At 64.2% G+C, this 824-nt stretch carries 1 protein-coding gene; it reads right to left on the minus strand.

Features of this window, described 5'->3' with window-relative positions; all coding sequences use genetic code 11:
• Positions 1 to 824: acyl-CoA dehydrogenase family protein (locus tag AWB81_RS43675; RefSeq protein WP_200822655.1), on the minus strand; the 824-nt coding region annotated here is incomplete at both ends.

Consider the following 824-nt stretch of genomic DNA (forward strand, 5'->3'; position numbering starts at 1 on the left):
GTGCTCCAGCCCTTCACGATCGGAACCAGGAATTCGTAGATTGCCTGATGGTTCGCGCGTACCTTCTCGTCCGGATGACGATGCGCGAAGTCGCTGTGCGCGGCTGCCACGTAGGCGAGCGCGCGTGCGCCTTCGGTCAGCGCGCGCATCGTGGCGAGCATGCGGCGCACGTCCGGATGCTGGATGATCGCGACCGATTGTTTCGCCGAGCCATCGACGGGACGGCTCTGCACGCGATCTCTCGCGTACGCCACCGCCCTCTGATACGCCTGGTCCGCCACCGCAACGCCCTGCATGCCGACCGCGAAACGCGCCGCGTTCATCATGATGAACATGTATTCGAGGCCGCGATTTTCTTCGCCGATCAGATAGCCGATTGCGCCGCCGTGGTCGCCGTATTGCAGCACGGCGGTCGGGCTCGCCTTGATGCCGAGTTTGTGCTCGATCGACACGCAATGCACGTCGTTGCGTTCGCCAAGCGACCCGTCTTCGTTCACCATGAACTTCGGCACGAGGAAGAGCGAGATGCCCTTGACGCCTTCCGGCGCGCTCGGCGTGCGCGCGAGCACGAGATGGACGATGTTGTCCGCCATGTCGTGCTCGCCATAGGTGATGAAGATCTTCGTGCCGAACACCTTGAACGTGCCGTCGCCCTGCGGCTCGGCGCGCGTACGCACGAGCGCGAGATCGGAGCCCGCCTGCGGCTCGGTCAGGTTCATCGTGCCGGTCCATTCGCCTGAAATCAGCTTCGGCACGTAGAGCTGCTTTTGCGCATCGGTGCCGGCGGTCAGCAGCGCTTCGATCGCGCCATCCGTCAGAAGCGG

The organism is Caballeronia arationis (assembly GCF_001544975.2).
Taxonomy (GTDB): Bacteria; Pseudomonadota; Gammaproteobacteria; order Burkholderiales; family Burkholderiaceae; genus Caballeronia; species Caballeronia arationis.